Consider the following 13,794-nt stretch of genomic DNA (forward strand, 5'->3'; position numbering starts at 1 on the left):
GCTCATGCCCTTCGATCCGCTGACTCTCATCATGCTCGCCGTTCTCGCGGTGCTGATCTTCTTCATGTTCCGCAACTCGCGGAAGCGCCAGGCCGAAGCGCGCGAGCTGCAGTCGAAGGTGCAGCCGGGTGCGAAGGTGATGACGAACTTCGGCGTCTTCGGCACCGTCGTCTCGATCGACGACGAGGAGAACCGCGCCGAGCTCGAGGTGAGCCCGGGCACCGTGCTGACCCTGCACCGCCAGACCATCGCCCGCGTGATCGAGCCCGCCGAGGGCGCCGACGCCCCGGCGATCGAGTCCATCGACGACGAGCCGGAGTTCGGCGAGCGCATCGACGATGCGGCCGACGAGACGCCGAAGGCGGCCGACGAGGCGCCCAAGGGCGACGAGTCGCCGAAGAAGTCCGAGGACTAAACCCGTTCCCACTGGCTCGGCCCGCGCACTCGTGCGCGGGCCGACGCAGAGAAAGCAGAGCACGTGGCTGCAGCACCGAAGCGGTCATCACGGCCGACCCCCGTTCGCAAGGCCTGGCGGTCGCTGAGCTGGCTCGGCGTGATCATCGTCGGTCTGTTCGCGATCAACGCCGCGGGCGTGATCTGGGGCGGCGGGTCGTGGACGCCGAAGCTCGCGCTCGACCTCGAGGGCGGCACGCAGATCATCCTCGAGCCGAAGCTCGAGTCGGGGCAGACCGCCTCGCAGGAGCAGCTCGACCAGGCGGTGTCGATCATCCGCCAGCGCGTCGACGCCTCGGGCGTCGCCGAGCCCGAGATCAACACCGAGGGCTCGAACGTCGTCGTCCGCATCCCCGGTGAGCTCGACGAGCAGACGCGCAACCGCATCGAGCAGTCGGCGAAGCTCGAGCTCCGCCCCGTGCTGCTCGCGAGCGCCGCGACCGACCAGTCGATCAGCCCGAGCGAATCGCCGGCGCCGAGCGACGACGCCGCGCTCGAGGCCACGCCGACCGTGGAGCCGACCGACCCGAGCGACCCCTCGTGGATCACGCCCGCGCTGCAGAACGAGTTCGACACCTTCCAGTGCTCGAGCCTCGACGACCCCGACGCCAACGTCGCGCCGGCCGACGAGCCCCTCGTCACCTGCGACGCGAGCCGCACGGCCAAGTACATCCTCGGTCCCGTCGAGGTGAGCGGCGCGAACATCGTCGACGCCACCAACGGCGTCGTCACGACGCAGAACGGCGCCTCCACCGGTCAGTGGGCGGTGAACCTCGTCTTCGACGACGAGGGCACCAAGGCCTTCGCCGACGTCTCGACGCGCCTCTACGGCCTCAAGGGCCAGACCCCGCGCGACCAGTTCGCCTTCGTGCTCGACGGCGCCGTCATCTCGGCGCCCTCGATGAACGGCGTCATCACCGACGGCCGCCCGCAGATCACCGGCTCCTTCACGCAGGAGACCTCGAAGGCGCTCGCCGACCAGCTGAAGTTCGGCGCGCTGCCGATCAGCTTCACGGTGCAGTCGTCCGAGACGATCTCGCCGACGCTCGGCACGCAGCAGCTGCAGAACGGCCTGATCGCGGGCCTAATCGGCCTCATCCTCGTCGTGCTCTACAGCATCTTCCAGTACCGCGCCCTCGCCTCGGTGACGGTGGCCTCGCTCATCATCGCGGGCATCATCACCTACCTGATGCTGACGATCCTGTCCTGGCGCGAGGGCTACCGGCTCTCGCTCGCGGGCATCGCGGGAGTGATCGTGGCGATCGGCTTCACGGCCGACTCGTTCATCATCTACTTCGAACGCGTGAGAGACGAGCTGCGCGACGGCAGACCACTGGTCGGCGCCGTCGAGGCGGGCTGGAAGCGCGCCTTCCGCACCGTCCTCGCCTCGAAGGGCGTGAACCTGCTCGCGGCGATCGTGCTCTTCATCCTCGCGGTCGGCAGCGTGAAGGGCTTCGCCTACACGCTCGGGCTCACGACCATCATCGACGTCGTGATCGTTATCCTCTTCACGCACCCGATGCTGCAGCTGCTCGCGCAGACCCGCTTCTTCTCGGGCGGCAATCCGTGGTCGGGCCTCGACCCGAACGCGCTCGGCGCCGTCTACCGGGGCCGAGCGGAGTTCCGCAAGCCGTCCTCGGTGCCCGCGAAGAAGGCCGCGTCGAGCGCGAAGGAGGCGCAGCGCCGCCAGACGATCGCGGAGCGCAAGGCCGCCGAACAGCTCAGCTCGACGAGCGAAGGCAAGGAGTCCTGATGGCCAGCCGTCTCACCACCTTCGGCAACGACCTCTACACGGGCAAGCGCTCGTTCAACTTCGTCGGCGGACGACGCAAGTGGTACGTGATCGCGGCGGTGCTCGTCATCCTGTCGATCGTCGTCCCGCTCGTGCGCGGCGTGAACTTCAGCATCGAGTTCCTCGGCGGCTCGCAGTTCCAGATCACGAACGTGCAGAACGCCACGGCGGAGCCGGCGACCGAGGCCGTCGCGAGCGTCGTCCCGGACGCCACCGCGAAGGTCACCATCGTCGGCGACAGCGGTGTGCGCGTGCAGACCGACCAGCTCTCGCAACAGGACTCGCACGACGTCTCGGCCGCGCTGGCCGAGGCGTACGACGTGCCGGTGAGCGAGGTCACCTCGAGCTTCATCGGGCCGAGCTGGGGCGCCGACGTGACCCGTCAGGCCATCGTCGGCCTCATCGCGTTCCTCCTGCTCGCGGGCATCATCATGGCGATCTACTTCCGCACGTGGAAGATGTCGCTCGCCGCGATCCTCGCGCTCATCGGCGATCTCATCGTCACGGTCGGCGTCTACGCGGCCTACGGCTTCGAGATCTCCCCGGCCGCGATGATCGGTGTGCTGACGATCCTCAGCTACTCCCTCTACGACACCGTCGTGGTCTTCGACAAGATCCGCGAGAACACCGCGGACGACGGGGATGAATCGCGGCGCACTTTCGCCGAGTCGGTCAACCTGGCGGTCAACCAGACGCTGGTCCGCTCGATCAACACGAGCGTCATCGCGGCGCTGCCGGTCGCGGCCATCCTGTTCATCGGCGCGGGCGTCCTCGGCGCCGACACGCTGCGGGACATCTCGCTCTCGCTGCTCATCGGCATCCTCGTCGGCACGTGGTCGACGGTCTTCGTCGCGGCGCCGCTGTACTCGCAGCTGCGCGAGGGCGAGCCCGCCATCAAGCGCCACGACCAGAAGGTGCTCAAGGAGCGCGAGCGGGCGGGATCGTCGGTCGCCGTCGAAGCGTAGCCCGGGCCGCCGTGCGGGCTCCAGGGGGCTCCGAGAGTGGTAGGAATGGAACCCTGGAGGTGCTGAGATGACCGAGACGGGAGTGAACTCCACGGCGTCGCTGCGCCGTCTCGTGCCGCGGATCTTCTCCAAGGCGCAGCCCTCGGGGGCCGTGGAGACGCTGCTCCGCACGGTGCGCATGCACCACCCAAAGGCGGACCTCGCGCTCATCGAGCGCGCCTACCAGGTGGCCGACCGGGCGCACGAGGGCCAGAAGCGCAAGAGCGGCGAGCCGTACATCACCCATCCGGTCGCCGTGGCGCAGATCCTCGCGGATCTCGGCATCGGCTCGAAGACCGTGGCTGCGGCGCTCCTGCACGACACCGTCGAGGACACCTCCTACACCCTCGACCAGGTGCGCGCCGACTTCGGCGACGAGATCGCGATGCTCGTCGACGGCGTCACCAAGCTCGACAAGGTCAAGTACGGCGACTCGACGCAGGCCGAGACGGTGCGCAAGATGATCGTCGCGATGTCCAAGGACATCCGCGTGCTCATCATCAAGCTCGCCGACCGCCTGCACAACGCCCGCACCTGGGGCTTCGTCCCCGCCGCCTCGGCCACGCGCAAGGCGACCGAGACGCTCGAGATCTACGCGCCGCTCGCGCATCGCCTCGGCATCCAGACCATCAAGTGGGAACTCGAGGACCTCTCCTTCGCGGTGCTGTACCCGAAGCTCTACGCCGAGATCGAGAGCCTCGTGAAGCAGCGCACCCCGCAGCGCGAGGAGTTCGTCCAGAACGTCATCGACCTCGTGAACGACGATCTGAAGGCCGCGAAGATCCGTGGCAAGGTCATGGGGCGCCCCAAGCAGTACTACTCGATCTACCAGAAGATGATCGTGCGCGGCCGCGACTTCGACGAGATCTACGACCTCGTCGGCATCCGTGTGCTCGTCAACTCGGTGCGCGACTGCTACGCGGTGCTCGGTGCGATCCACGCCAGGTGGACGCCGGTGCCCGGCCGCTTCAAGGATTACATCGCGACGCCGAAGTTCAACCTCTACCAGTCGCTGCACACGACCGTGATCGGTCCGAAGGGGCGTGCGGTCGAGATCCAGATCCGCACCCACGACATGCACCAGCGCGCGGAGTACGGTGTCGCGGCGCACTGGAAGTACAAGGAGCGGATGACGAGCGGCCGCGTCGACGAGAAGCAGAGCAGCACCGACATGGCGTGGCTCGCGCACATCTCCGACTGGCAGGCCGAGACTGCCGACCCGGGGGAGTTCCTCGACTCGCTGCGCTTCGAGATCGGTGCGAAGGAGGTCTACGTCTTCACCCCGAAGGGGCGCGTCGTGGGCCTGCCCGCCGGCGCCACCCCGATCGACTTCGCGTACGCGGTGCACACCGAGGTCGGCCACCGCACGATGGGCGCGAAGGTCAACGGGCGCTTGGTCCCGCTCGAGAGCGAACTCTCGAGCGGGGACGTCGTCGAGGTGTTCACCTCGAAGAACCCCGACTCCGGCCCGAGCCAGGACTGGCTGAACTTCGTGAAGTCCGCGCGGGCGCGGAACAAGATCCGGCAGTGGTTCACGAAGGAACGGCGCGACGAGGCGATCGAGCAGGGCCGCGACGCCATCGCCCGCGCCATGCGCAAGCAGAACCTGCCGCTGCAGAAGCTGATGAGCCAGGAGTCGTTCGCCGAGGTCGCCGCGCAGCTGCGCTACGAGAACGTCTCGGCGCTCTACGCCGCGGTCGGTGAGGGGCATGTCTCCACGCAGTCGGTGCTGGAGAAGGTCGTCGCCCTGGTGCGCGACGTCGAGGGCGGGGACGAGCCCGAGCTCGCGATCCCGGTGCGGTCCCGTCCGCTGCCGCGCAACAGCGACTCCGGCGTCCTCGTGCGCGGCGCGCCCGACATTCTCGTGAAGCTCGCCCGCTGCTGCACCCCGGTGCCGGGAGACGAGATCGTGGGCTTCGTGACGAGGGGAGCCGGTGTCTCGGTGCACCAGGCGAGCTGCCACAACGTGCAGTCGCTGCTGCGCGAGCCCGAGCGCATGATCGACGTCGAGTGGGCGCCGAGCTCGAAGAGCGTCTTCCTCGTGCAGATCCAGATCGAGGCGCTCGACCGGGCAGGATTGCTCTCGGACGTGACCCGCGTGCTCTCCGAGCACCACGTGAACATTCTCTCGGCCAACGTCACGACCTCCACCGACCGGCTCGCGCTCAGCCGCTTCGTGTTCGAGATGGGCGACACCACCCACCTCGATCGCGTGCTGAACGCCGTGCGCCGCATCGACGCCGTGTACGACGTCTACCGCGTCAGCGACGGCTGAGCCCGCGGCTCAGGCGTTCAGCCCGCTGAGCCGGGCGAGGGCGAGCCGACGGTGCGGCACGCGTCGCTCGGGGGCGAAGCGCTCGCGGATGCGTGCCGGCAACCCGGGATCTGCACCGAGGAGATTCGCGAGCACCGGAGCGAGCCGCCGATCGTCGTAGCCGGGATCGCGCGCGAGGTCGAAGGCCGTGCGCTCGACGGAGGTGCAGCGGCATCCACCCGCGATCGTGAGGTCCTCCGTGGCGATCGTCACCTCGCGGATGAGCCGCCGCGGATCGCGGGAGCGGGCGACGCGCGCCCCGTGCGGGACGCAGAACTCGGCGATGGACGGCGGCACCGGCGTCGCGCCGTGCACCCACGCAGCCGACCAGCCGGCGATCGCGGGACCGTCGGGTGCGCCGCCGAGGGTTCGTGCGCGCACCGAGGGGAGGTCGGGGGCATCGATCGCGATCCACCGGTCGAGCACTGGCACGAGCTCGCCGTCGAGCCGAGCGGCGCAGAGCTCGGGCAGTGAGAACTCGGTGGTGTCGAGGACGTCGGGCAGACGGGGCATCCTGCGAGTCTGCCCGTGAAGGCGCCGAGAACGGCGACGGCCGGGGCGTTCTGTGGAGAACGCCCCGGCCGAGGGTCGGATCGGCGGACCGGTGCTCAGCCGCCGACGGCCTTGAGCCACGCCTGGCGAGCCTCGAGCGCCTCGCGCGCGGCGGCGATCGCCTTCGCGTCGCCGGCGGCCTCGGCGTCACGGAGCTCGGACTCGAGCTTCGCGATGGCGTCCTGCAGCTGGCCGAGCATGCCTTCCGAACGGGCCTTCTTCTCGGGGTCCTCGCGCTGCCAGCGCTCGTCCTCGAGTTGACGCACGTGCGTCTCGACCTTGCGCAGGCGATCCTCGATCACCCGGACCTGATCGCGGGGGACCCGCCCGATCTCGTCCCAGCGCAGCTGGATCGCATTCAGCGCCGGACGGGCGCGCTTCGGGTCCTTCTCGCTCAGGAGCTGCTCGGCCTCGGTGATGAGCTCGAGCTTCTGCTCGAGGTTCTCGCGGTACTCGGCGTCGTCGCGCGCGTCGATCTCGGCCTTCGCATGGAAGAGCACGTCGCCCGCGGCCTTGAACTTCGCCCAGAGCGCGTCGTCGACCTTCTTGCCGGCGCGGCCGGCCGCCTTCCAGTCGTCGAGGAGGGCGCGGTAGTCGCCGACGGCGTCGGCGCCGCGCGGCGCGAGCGCCTCGGCGCGCTCGATGAGCTGCTGCTTGCGCGCCCGCACCTCGCGGTGGGCGCTGTCGAGCTGGGCGAAGAACGCCTTACGGTGCGACTCGATGGTCGAGCGGGCCGTGCGGAACCGCTTCCAGAGTTCGTTCGCCTCGTTCTTGGGCAGGCGGGGGCCGTTCTGCTGGTGCTGCTGCCACTTGGCGAAGAGGGCGTCGAGCTCGGCGGACGTCTGCTTCCACTGCGTCTTCGCGGGGTCCTGGGCGGCGAGCGCCTCTGCGGCCTCGGCGATCGCGGTGCGCTCGGCGATGGCCTCGGCGAGCTGCGCCTTGGCCTCGGCCTGCTGCTGCTCGCTGAGCTCCTGGGTGGTGCCGGAGAGGGCGTCGAGCCGCCTGCGGAGGGCGTCGAGGTCGCCCACGGCCCGGGCGTCGGCCACGGATTCCTGCAGGGCGGCGACCGCCTTGGCCACGTCGGCCGCGGGGGCGCCGCGGCGGACGCGCTGCTCGAGGAGGCCGACCGCGCCGGCCAGGTCGGCGTACTTGCGCTCGAAGTAGGCGAGGGCCTCCTCAGCGGTGCCGTCGGGGTACTCGCCCACGGCCCGTTCGCCGTCGGCGGTCCGAACGAAGACCGTGCCCGTCTCGTCGACGCGGCCCCACGGTTGCTGATCTGATTCGGTCACGGCCTCACCCTGTCGTAGGTCGGTAGATGCCGCCTGACGGCGGCGGTGCGACATCAAGCCTATTGCACCTCCGGCGCGCGATGCCGGTCTTGCGGAGGCGCTCGGGAGCGCCCGCGCCGGTCACTGCAGCGTGAAGGAGTCGATCGTCACCGGCACGGCGGGCGCGCCGTCCCCGCCGCCGTCGGCCGTCCCCGCGTCGATCACCGCGGCGCGCAGCTCGTCGAGCCCGCTCGTCACGGTGCCGAGCACGGTGTAGCCGCCGGTGTCGCCGGGGAGCGTCGTGTCCTCGTAGACGATGAAGAACTGGCTGCCCTGCGAGTACTGCGAGGTGCTCCGCGCCATCGCGAGCGTCCCGGCCGGGTAGAGGCCGTCGGCGGGCGCGTTCTCGACCGGGCCGTAGTTGTAGCCGGGGCCGCCGGTGCCGTCGCCGTTCGGGTCGCCGCACTGCAGCACGAACAGGCCGGACGTGGTGAGCCGGTGGCAGCCGACGCCGTCGTAGAAGCCCGACTGCGCGAGGCTGATCTCGGAGGAGACGGCCTGCGGCGCGGCCGCGCCGTCGAGCTCGACCCCGAGCGGGATGCCGTTCAGGGTGAGCGTGCCCGTCCAGGTGCGCCCCTCGGCGAGGTCGGCCGAGGGGACGTCGCCCTGGTTCTCACCGGCCGGCTCCGTGGGCGCGGGGGTGTCGCTCGGCGTCGCCTCGGGGGCGCCGGGGCCGCCGCTGAAGTAGAACAGCTGCGCGGCCGTGGCGAGCACGAGGACCACGACGAGTGCGAGCACCGCGATCACATTGTCGCGGGTCCGCCGGCGCTGCTTGCGCGTGTGCACCTCTTGCCGTGCCTGGTAGGTGCGAAGCCTCGCGCGCTCCTCGCGCGCCTGACGGTCGTTCGATGCCACGCTGCTCCTTCTCGGGACTCCTGCGAGCCGACTCTACGCAAGCGCCCCGCACCGTGCCAATCACCGCGTCGCCGCGGGACGCCGTGTCGGCGGGCGTCGCTACGCTGGAGGGCATGGTGGACACCGGTACGGGGCTGCGCTCCGGCGCGACCCCGTTGGCGGTGCGCATGCGTCCGACGAGCCTCGACGAGGTCGCCGGTCAGCGGCACCTGCTGAGCCCGGGCTCGCCCCTCGTGGCGCTCGCGAGCGACCGAGCGGGCACGAGCGGCTCCGTCTCGGTGATCCTCTGGGGGCCGCCCGGCACCGGCAAGACGACGCTGGCGCAGGCGATCGCCCGCAGTTCCGGCCGACGCTTCGTCGAGCTCTCCGCGGTCACGGCCGGGGTGCGCGACGTCCGCCAGGTGATGGAGGAGGCGCAGTCGAGCCGCGATCTCTACGGGCTCTCCACGGTGCTGTTCCTCGACGAGATCCATCGCTTCACGAAGGCCCAGCAGGACGCGCTGCTGCCCGGCGTCGAGAACGGCTGGGTGATCCTCGTCGCCGCGACCACCGAGAATCCGTCCTTCTCGGTGATCTCGCCGCTGCTGTCCCGCTCGCTGCTGCTGACGCTCGAGCTGTTGAGCGACGACGACCTCGGCACGCTCGTCGATCGCGCCGCGAGCGACCCGCGCGGGCTCGCCGACGCCTTCGTGCTCGAGCCGGAGGCGCGCGAGGCGATCGTGCGCCTCGCCTCCGGCGACGCGCGCCGCGCGCTCACCGCGCTCGAGGCCGCGGCGAACTCGGCGATCGGCGAGTTCGCCGCCGCACAGGCCGAGGCGGAGACTGGGGCCGAGCCTGACGCCGACGCCGACGCGTCCTCCACCGAGGAGGCGGATGCCTCGGGCGATGCGTCGAGCTCGAGCGCCGACGACTCCGCCGACGCCGACTCCGCAGACGACGATGCCGCCGACGACCCCGCCGCATCCGCTCCCGCGCCGGCGAAGCCCACCATCACGGCCGAGACGGTCGCGCGCGCCGTGGACCGCGCACTGCTCCGCTACGACCGCAACGGCGACGAGCACTACGACGTCATCAGCGCCTTCATCAAGTCGGTGCGGGGGAGCGACGTCGATGCCGCCCTGCACTACCTCGCGCGCATGATCGAAGCGGGCGAGGACCCGCGGTTCATCGCCCGGCGCATCATCGTGCTCGCCTCGGAGGACATCGGCATGGCCGACCCGACGGCCCTCGGCGTCGCGGTCGCCGCGGCCGACGCGGTCGCGCTCATCGGCATGCCGGAAGGGCGCATCCCGCTCGCGCAGGCCGTCGTGCACCTCGCGACCGCGCCGAAATCCAACGCCTCGTACCTCGGCATCAACCAGGCCATCGCCGACGTCCGTGCCGGCAAGGCCGGCCGGGTGCCGAAGCACCTCCGCGACGCCCACTACGCCGGGGCGAAGCGGCTCGGGCACGGCAAGGGCTACCGCTACCCGCACGACGCGGAGATCGGCGTGGTGCCGCAGCAGTACCTCCCGGACACCCTGCGCGGGGCGCGGTACTACGAGCCCACGGAGCACGGCCACGAGCGCGAGCTCTCGGCGAGGCTCGCCAAGCTCCGGCGCATCGTGCGCGGCGAGGACTGAGCCCCGTGCTACGATTGCTGATGGCCTGAAGCCAGGTTTTCGCGTGCGGCTGCGCGATCTCCGACGGCGAAGTGGCGCGACCTGTAGCCGGTCGGCCCATGGCGAATCCCTCTGACTAGAGCTTTCCAGCGCGTTGTCGCGCGCCGGAACCCCGTTTCAGAACCTCCGAAAGGACCATTCGTGTCGAATCGTGCACGTAGCAAGACCCGCCTCTCGCGCGCGCTCGGCGTCGCCCTGACCCCGAAGGCCGCGCGCATCCTCGAGAAGCGTCCCTACGCCCCGGGCGAGCACGGCCGCACCAAGCGCAAGGCCGACAGCGACTACGCCGTCCGTCTCCGCGAGAAGCAGCGCCTCCGCGCCCAGTACGGCATCCGCGAGAAGCAGCTCCGCATCGCCTACAACGAGGCGAAGCGCATCGACGGCCAGACCGGTGAGAACCTCGTCGAGCTGCTCGAGATGCGTCTCGACGCCCTCGTGCTGCGCGCCGGCTTCGCCCGCACCATCGCGCAGGCTCGCCAGTTCGTGGTGCACCGCCACATCCTCGTCGACGGCAAGATCGTCGACCGCCCCTCGTTCCGCGTGAAGCCGGGTCAGCACATCGGCGTCAAGCAGCGCTCCGAGGGCACCGAGCCGTTCCAGGTCGCCGCTGCCGGCGGTCACGTGGACGTGCTGCCCAAGACCCCGGGCTACCTCGAGGTCCAGATCGACAAGCTGGAGGCGACCCTCGTGCGCCGCCCGAAGCGCGCCGAGGTCCCCGTCACCTGTGACGTGCAGCTCGTCGTCGAGTACTACGCCGCGCGCTGACCCAGCGTCGCGTGCAGGCCGGAGGGGTCGCGGGTTCGCCCGCGGCCCCTCCGTCGTCCCGGCGGGCGGGCCCTCGGCTCGCTTAGACTGGACGGAAGCGTCAGGGGCCGCGGCCCCTCGAACAGAGTTCGACCAGAGGAGCAATCGGTGAAGAGCGTGCTGTGGTTCGTCGCGGGCATCGCGGCGGGATTCGTCGTGGCCCACCAGGTGAACCAGACGGCCGAGGGCCGCAAGTTCTTCGAGTCGGTCGACGCCAAGGCCAGGGCGTTCGGCCAGGCCATCGCCGAGGGCTACCACGAGCGCGACGCCGAGCTCCGCGCCGCCGGCACCGACGAGCGCTGACCACTCGCGCCTTTCGCGCGCACAGTTCTCACCCCGCCGTCGCGGGGTGCAACGACCCGGAACGGAACCATGCAGACTGCCGAGATCAGCCGTCGCTACATCGACTACTTCGCCGAGCGCGGGCACACCGTCGTCCCCTCGGCCTCGCTCGTCTCCGACGACCCCACCCTGCTCTTCACGGTCGCCGGCATGGTGCCGTTCGTGCCCTACCTGACCGGCGTCGTTCCGGCTCCGTATCCCCGCGCCGTCGACGTGCAGAAGTGCATCCGCACGAACGACATCGAAGAGGTCGGCAAGACGGCGCGCCACGGCACGTTCTTCCAGATGCTCGGCAACTGGTCGTTCGGCGACTACTTCAAGGAGGGGGCGATCACCTACGCGTGGGAGCTCCTCACCCGCTCCGAGGCCGACGGCGGTCTCGGCTTCGACGAGCGCGACCTCTGGGTGACGGTCTACGAGACCGACGACGAGGCGGCGGAGCTGTGGCAGAAGCTGATCGGCCTTCCGGCCGAGCGCATCCAGCGGCTCGGCAAGGCGGACAACTACTGGCACACCGGCCAGCCCGGCCCCGGCGGTCCGAGCTCGGAGATCTTCTTCGACCGCGGACCGAAGTACGGCCGCGACGGCGGCCCGGCGGTCGACGACAGCCGGTTCATCGAGATCTGGAACCTCGTGTTCATGCAGGAGCTGCTGAGCGAGGTGCGCTCCAAGGTGGACTTCGACGTCGCCGGCCCGCTGCCGAAGAAGAACATCGACACCGGCATGGGCCTCGAGCGCGTCGCGTTCATCAAGCAGGGCGTCGAGAACATGTACGAGATCGACCAGGTGCGCCCGGTGCTCGACCGCGCCGCGGAGCTCTCCGGCCGGCGCTACGGCGCCGCGCACGAGGATGACGTGCGCATGCGCATCATCGCCGACCACGTGCGCTCCTCGCTCATGCTCATGAGCGACGGCGTGACCCCGTCGAACGAGGGCCGCGGGTACATCCTGCGGCGGCTGCTCCGCCGCTCGATCCGCGCGATGCGCCTGCTCGGCGTCGAGGGGCCGAGCTTCCACGAGCTCTTCGCGGCCTCGCGCGACGCGATGAAGTCGGCGTATCCGGAGGTGGCGACCGACTACGCGCACCTCGAGCAGCTCGCCCTCGGCGAGGAGGACACCTTCCTCCGCACGCTCGCCTCGGGCACGTCGATCCTCGACGTCGCGGTGACGAAGACGAAGGAGCAGGGCTCCGCCGAGCTCGCCGGCGACACCGCGTTCCTCCTGCACGACACTTACGGCTTCCCGATCGAGCTCACCCTCGAGATGGCCGACGAGGCGGGGCTCCGCGTCGACCGCGGGGAGTTCGACCGCCTCATGAAGGACCAGCGCGATCGCGCGAAGGCCGACGCCAAGTCGAAGAAGCGGGTGCTCGCGGACCTCTCGGTCTACGCCGACTACCGCGCCAAGGGCGAGACGATCTTCACCGGCTACACCGAGCTGCAGACGGAGTCGAGCGTGCTCGGCCTCCTCGTCGACGGGCGGCCGGTGCAGCGCGCCACGGCGGGCCAGACCGCCGAGGTCATCCTCGCCGAGACCGCGCTGTACGCGGAGTCCGGCGGACAGGCGCCCGACCGCGGCCGCATCGTCGGCGACGGCTTCGAGCTCGAGGTGCTCGACGTGCAGCGCCCCGTCAAGGGCCTGATCAGCCACACCGTGCGGGTCGTCCGCGGCGAGGTCGGCGTCGGCGAGACCGCGACGAGCCTCGTCGACGAGGACTACCGACGCGGCGCGACGCAGGCGCACTCGGGCACGCACCTCGTGCACGCGGCGCTGCGGCAGGTGCTCGGGCCGAACGCGCACCAGTCCGGCTCCTTCAACAAGGCCGGCTACCTCCGCCTCGACTTCGGCTGGAACTCGGCGCTCTCCACCGAGACCCGCACCGAGATCGAGGAGATCGCGAACTCCGCGATCCGAGACAACCTCGAGGTCGTCACCCGCGAGCTGCCCCTCGACGAGGCGAAGGCGCTGGGCGCCATGGCGCTCTTCGGCGAGAAGTACGGCGACGTCGTGCGGGTGGTCGACATCGGCGGGCCCTGGTCGCGCGAGCTCTGCGCCGGCACGCACGTGCGCACGAGCGCCGAGGTCGGCATGATCAACCTCATCGGGGAGTCCTCGGTCGGTGCGACGAACCGTCGTGTGGAGTCGCTCGTCGGCATCGAGGCCTTCCGGCAGTTCGCGGCCGAGCGGGCGCTCGTCGGCGAGCTCACGAGCTCGCTGAAGACTCGTCCCGAGCAGCTCGTCGACCGGGTCGGCGAGCTCGTCGCGAACCTGAAGGCGGCCGAGAAGAAGATTCAGGCCTACGAGGCGAAGGCGCTGAACGAGCGGGTCCCCGCGCTGGCCGCGACCGCGGTGCGCACGGGTGAGGTCCTCCTCGTCGCCGAGCACGTCGGCGGCCTCGGTTCCGGCGACGAGCTCCGTGCGCTCGCACTCTCCGTGCGCACCCAGCTCGGCGACGCCGCCTCGGTGGTCGCGCTGACGGCCGAGGTCGGCGGCAAGCCGCTCGCGATCGTCGCGACGTCGCCGGCGGCCCGCGAGTCCGGCGCGAACGCCGGTGCGCTCGCGAAGCGCATGGCCGGTGTGCTCGGCGGCGGCGGCGGCGGCAAGCCCGACCTGGCGCAGGGGGGCGGCACGGACGTCACGGCGATCCCTGCGGCCCTCGCCGCGGTGCGCGACGAGCTCGGCCGCTAGC

General features: G+C 70.6%; 11 protein-coding genes. 8 read left to right on the forward strand and 3 right to left on the reverse strand.

Annotation, left to right across the window (positions count from 1 at the left end; genetic code table 11):
- The first annotated feature begins 4 nt into the window (after nucleotides 1-4).
- The 4 genes from yajC (at nucleotide 5) to QSJ60_RS10740 (ending at nucleotide 5,524) form a co-directional block, all read left to right on the forward strand.
- Nucleotides 5-415 (forward strand): preprotein translocase subunit YajC, encoded by a 411-nt coding sequence (gene yajC, locus QSJ60_RS10725; RefSeq protein ID WP_285463597.1) that lies wholly within the window; start codon nucleotides 5-7, stop codon nucleotides 413-415.
- Nucleotides 416-478: 63 nt separating this feature from the next.
- Nucleotides 479-2,206, forward strand: coding sequence for a protein translocase subunit SecD (gene secD / locus QSJ60_RS10730; RefSeq protein ID WP_229781605.1), 1,728 nt, complete (start codon nucleotides 479-481; stop codon nucleotides 2,204-2,206).
- Nucleotides 2,206-3,210 (forward strand): protein translocase subunit SecF, encoded by a 1,005-nt coding sequence (secF, locus tag QSJ60_RS10735; protein WP_285463598.1) that lies wholly within the window; start codon nucleotides 2,206-2,208, stop codon nucleotides 3,208-3,210. Before secD ends, secF begins: the two co-directional genes overlap by 1 nt.
- A 67-nt stretch (nucleotides 3,211-3,277) precedes the next feature.
- A complete protein-coding gene (locus QSJ60_RS10740; RefSeq protein ID WP_189084890.1) occupies nucleotides 3,278-5,524 on the forward strand; it encodes a RelA/SpoT family protein in 2,247 nt (748 codons plus the stop codon).
- A 9-nt stretch (nucleotides 5,525-5,533) separates the two neighbouring features.
- Here the strand turns inward: QSJ60_RS10740 and QSJ60_RS10745 are convergent, their stop codons facing one another.
- From QSJ60_RS10745 to QSJ60_RS10755, 3 genes are all read right to left on the reverse strand, one after another.
- Nucleotides 5,534-6,076 (reverse strand): type IV toxin-antitoxin system AbiEi family antitoxin, encoded by a 543-nt coding sequence (locus QSJ60_RS10745; protein ID WP_285463599.1) that lies wholly within the window; start codon nucleotides 6,074-6,076, stop codon nucleotides 5,534-5,536.
- 95 nt (nucleotides 6,077-6,171) lie between these two features.
- Nucleotides 6,172-7,404, reverse strand: a complete 1,233-nt coding sequence (locus tag QSJ60_RS10750; protein ID WP_285463600.1) for a DUF349 domain-containing protein — start codon at nucleotides 7,402-7,404, stop codon at nucleotides 6,172-6,174.
- 120 nt (nucleotides 7,405-7,524) lie between these two features.
- Nucleotides 7,525-8,298, reverse strand: a complete 774-nt coding sequence (locus tag QSJ60_RS10755; protein WP_230763365.1) for a peptidylprolyl isomerase — start codon at nucleotides 8,296-8,298, stop codon at nucleotides 7,525-7,527.
- Nucleotides 8,299-8,411: 113 nt separating this feature from the next.
- Here QSJ60_RS10755 and QSJ60_RS10760 point away from each other — a divergent pair, with 113 nt between their 5' ends.
- The 4 genes from QSJ60_RS10760 to alaS all read left to right on the forward strand — a co-directional run bounded on the left by QSJ60_RS10760 (nucleotide 8,412) and on the right by alaS (nucleotide 13,793).
- Nucleotides 8,412-9,920: a replication-associated recombination protein A gene (locus QSJ60_RS10760; protein ID WP_285463601.1), complete on the forward strand. Its 1,509-nt coding sequence runs from the start codon at nucleotides 8,412-8,414 to the stop codon at nucleotides 9,918-9,920.
- Between the two features lie 180 nt (nucleotides 9,921-10,100).
- Complete coding sequence (gene rpsD, locus QSJ60_RS10765) at nucleotides 10,101-10,724, forward strand: 30S ribosomal protein S4 (RefSeq protein WP_189084895.1); 624 nt, start codon at nucleotides 10,101-10,103, stop codon at nucleotides 10,722-10,724.
- 147 nt (nucleotides 10,725-10,871) lie between these two features.
- On the forward strand, nucleotides 10,872-11,066 hold the full coding sequence (locus QSJ60_RS10770) for a hypothetical protein (protein WP_189084896.1): 195 nt from the start codon (nucleotides 10,872-10,874) through the stop codon (nucleotides 11,064-11,066).
- Between the two features lie 69 nt (nucleotides 11,067-11,135).
- Nucleotides 11,136-13,793 (forward strand): alanine--tRNA ligase, encoded by a 2,658-nt coding sequence (alaS, locus tag QSJ60_RS10775; protein ID WP_285463602.1) that lies wholly within the window; start codon nucleotides 11,136-11,138, stop codon nucleotides 13,791-13,793.
- The last annotated feature ends 1 nt before the right edge of the window (nucleotide 13,794 follow it).

Source organism: Agromyces sp. NBRC 114283, from assembly GCF_030268405.1.
In the GTDB taxonomy this organism is placed as follows: Bacteria; Actinomycetota; Actinomycetes; order Actinomycetales; family Microbacteriaceae; genus Agromyces; species Agromyces mediolanus.